Source organism: Mammaliicoccus sp. P-M58 (genome assembly GCF_022386165.1).
Classification (GTDB): Bacteria; Bacillota; Bacilli; order Staphylococcales; family Staphylococcaceae; genus Mammaliicoccus; species Mammaliicoccus sciuri.
Genome location: NZ_JAJNJI010000025.1, coordinates 1 through 3382, shown reverse-complemented (window position 1 = coordinate 3382; position 3382 = coordinate 1). Strand labels below are relative to the sequence as shown.

Below are 3382 nucleotides of genomic sequence, written 5' to 3'. Positions count from 1 at the left end.
ATATGATTAAGGTGTCGAATCTAAATCAAAACTGGGGGCTTTTTATATGCATTTTTATACTACAGGATATATAGACGAAAATCAAGATAATGAAACATTAAAAGATATGACGAAAAGTGGGAAACAACGCCCATGGAGAGAAAAGAAAATTGATAATGTGAGCTATGCAGATATACTGGAAATTTTAAAAATTAAAAAGGCTTTTAACGTAAAACAATGTGGTAACGTCTTAGAATTTAAGCCGACTGACGAGGGTTATTTGAAGTTACATAAGACATGGTTTTGTAAGTCAAAATTATGTCCAGTTTGTAATTGGAGGCGTGCTATGAAAAATAGTTATCAAGCTCAAAGAGTGATTGAAGAAGTTGTTAAAGAAAAGCCGAAAGCACGTTGGTTGTTTTTAACTCTTTCAACAAGAAATGCGATAGATGGTGAAACTTTAGAACAAAGTTTAAAACACTTAACAAAAGCTTTTCATAGATTAACTAAATATAAAAAAGTTAGTAAAAATTTAGTTGGTTTTATGCGTTCAACTGAAGTTACAGTTAATAAAAATGATGGAAGTTATAATCAACACATGCACGTTTTGTTATGTGTTGAAAATGCGTATTTTAGAAAAAAAGAAAATTATATTACGCAGACAGAATGGGTCGATTTATGGCAAAAAGCATTACAAGTTAATTATCGACCAGTAGCAAATATTAAAGCGATCAAACCAAATCAAAAAGGCGATAAAGATATTCAAGCAGCTATCAAAGAAACCTCTAAATATTCGGTTAAGTCATCTGATTTTTTAACTGATGATGACGAAAGAAATCAAGAAATCGTGAATGATTTGGAAAAAGGTTTATACCGAAAACGTATGTTGAGTTATGGTGGATTGCTTAAACAAAAGCATAAAATTTTAAATTTAGACGATGCCGAAGATGGCAATTTGATTAATACAAGTGACGAAGATAAAGCAACAGACGAAGAAGAAAAAGCACATTCAATTACGGCAATTTGGAATTTTGAAAAACAAAATTATTACTTGAAAGATTTGAAACGTTAGCTTAAAAGCTAGCGTTTTTTTATGTCTTTTTGCCCCTGCGGGAACTATAGCGTTCAACCGGCATGGTTGACCAATTTTCATGTTAATTTTTAAATTTGCATGTAACTGGGCAGTGATTAAAAAATTAGTCACTGGTTTTGATCAAATTTTAGTTTATGGAATTAGAATATATTTATTTTGCTCATATTTGCGTTTTAAGAGCTTATATAAGCTTTTAGGTATAAAACTATATGATTTACTCCTAAATCTTTAAAATGCCCCTTTAAAATTCAAAATAAAGGCATTTAAAATTTTAAAAATAAAAAAGCTACTAGCAAAAAACTAGTAGCTTAAATCTTAGTTAAATTTTGATGTAGTATTAATTTTTATATCTACGCTACAACGTCGATTCTAGTTCGTGCAGTATTAATTTTTGTATCTGCGCCACAACGCCGATTCTAATGAATGTAGTATTAATTTTTATATCTGTGCCACAACACCGATTACTTAAAACTAAGATAAAAAATCGACGAAGGTCGATTATGGTTTTTGCACGCGTTCTTTTTAGAACGTATAAGTGCGCCCTTACGGGATTTAACTAGATTATAACGACGAATTTTAGACCTGTAAAGCAATAACAATCGGGTCTACTAGGTAGATAAAGTATACAAAGTAGACTCAAAAAAAGTTATTTATTTTGAAGATTTTTCGTAGATATAATTTGCTAATAAACTTGCTAAAACTGAATAAAGAAAAATAGTTAAACTCATGTAATCACTCCATTTTTTTCGTTTGTTCCTAAATGGAGTGAAGTTATGAACTCCATAATTCTGAAGTGTCTCCATGTCTACGCATAGACACGCATTTATGCCGAGAAATTTTATTGTGCGTTGAGAAGAACCCTTAACTAAACTTGGAGACGAATGTCGGCATAGCGTGAGCTATTAAGCCGACCATTCGACAAGTTTTGGGATTGTTAAGGGTTCCGAGGCTCAGCGTCAATAAAGCAATTGGAATAAAGCAATTATAATATTAGAATGTTTACTGTATTTGCTTTTTGGCTACTTAGTTAGTGTATATAGCACTTAAAAATTTTAAAGATTGAAGGAGATTAATTATGAGTAAAGTAGTTTTAGAGAACGAAGCTAAAGACTTTAGTGAAGCTAATGCGCCACACCCTAGAATATATGAATTAGAGCCTAAAGATGGACGTAAATTACTAGAAGAAGTTCAAAGTTCTCCTGTAAAAAAATTAGATGTGGATATTGAAGATGAAAAATATTCGACTGGAGAATGGGGCAAAATTCGTGTACGTTTTATTCGTCCTAAAGGTAATAAAGATGTATTACCCGTTATATATTATATCCACGGCGCGGGCTGGGTTTTCGGAAGTCCAGAAACACATGATAAATTAGTTAGAGAACTAGCTGTAAGAACAAATTCAGTTGTAGTTATGCCTGATTACACGTTATCTCCTGAGGCAAAGTATCCAACAGCGATTGAACAAAACTATAGTGTTTTACAGCAACTAAAAGATGTAGCTGAAGAAAAGAAACTTGATCTTAATCGTTTAACTGTATCTGGTGATTCAGTTGGTGGTAATATGTCTGCGGTAATGACAATTATGACAAAACAACGTAATGGATTACCGATTAATCAGCAGGTACTATACTATCCAGTGACAAATGCCGAATTTGATACTGACTCATATAATGAGTTTGCTGAAGGTTATTATTTAACTAAAGAAGGTATGGAGTGGTTTTGGAATCAATATACAACAAGCGAAAAAGAGCGAAATGAAATTACAGCATCTCCTCTTAAAGCGTCGGTTGAAGAATTAAAAGATTTACCACCAGCAATAATTTTAAATGCAGAAGCTGATGTTTTACGTGATGAAGGCGAGGCTTATGCAAATAAATTAAGAGAAGCAGGGGTTGAAGTGACCCAAACGTGTTTCCAAGGTACAATCCATGATTTTGTTATGATTAATTCTTTAGACCAAACAAATGCAACGCGTGCTGCGATGGATGTTTCGACTGATTGGATTAATAAAAAGAATAAGCAGTAATACTGAATAAAAAGCTACCTAAAATTTAGGTAGCTTTTGTTTTTTAGAAACGAGTTGAAAACGAGTTTCTTCTTGTCTTGATACTATATAGAAATAACAATCTTTTTTAAAATGTTCGTCAAATGTTGATGTGAGAGTGTTTGAGCTGTTTTTTATGCGTGAAAGAAAAATTTGACATGAAAATACCCCAGTTATATGATTAAGGTGTCGAATCTAAATCAAAACTGGGGGCTTTTTATATGCATTTTTATACTACAGGATATATAGACGAAAATCAAGATAAT

General features: G+C 32.1%; 2 protein-coding genes. Both read left to right on the top strand.

The features are described 5' to 3' along the window. Positions 1 to 46: 46 nt before the first annotated feature. Positions 47 to 1051: a protein rep gene (locus LQ694_RS15320; RefSeq protein ID WP_192947064.1), complete on the top strand. Its 1005-nt coding sequence runs from the start codon at positions 47 to 49 to the stop codon at positions 1049 to 1051. A gap of 1093 nt (positions 1052 to 2144) precedes the next feature. Beyond that, on the top strand, positions 2145 to 3098 hold the full coding sequence (locus LQ694_RS15315; RefSeq protein ID WP_192947065.1) for an alpha/beta hydrolase: 954 nt from the start codon (positions 2145 to 2147) through the stop codon (positions 3096 to 3098). Positions 3099 to 3382: the final 284 nt, after the last annotated feature.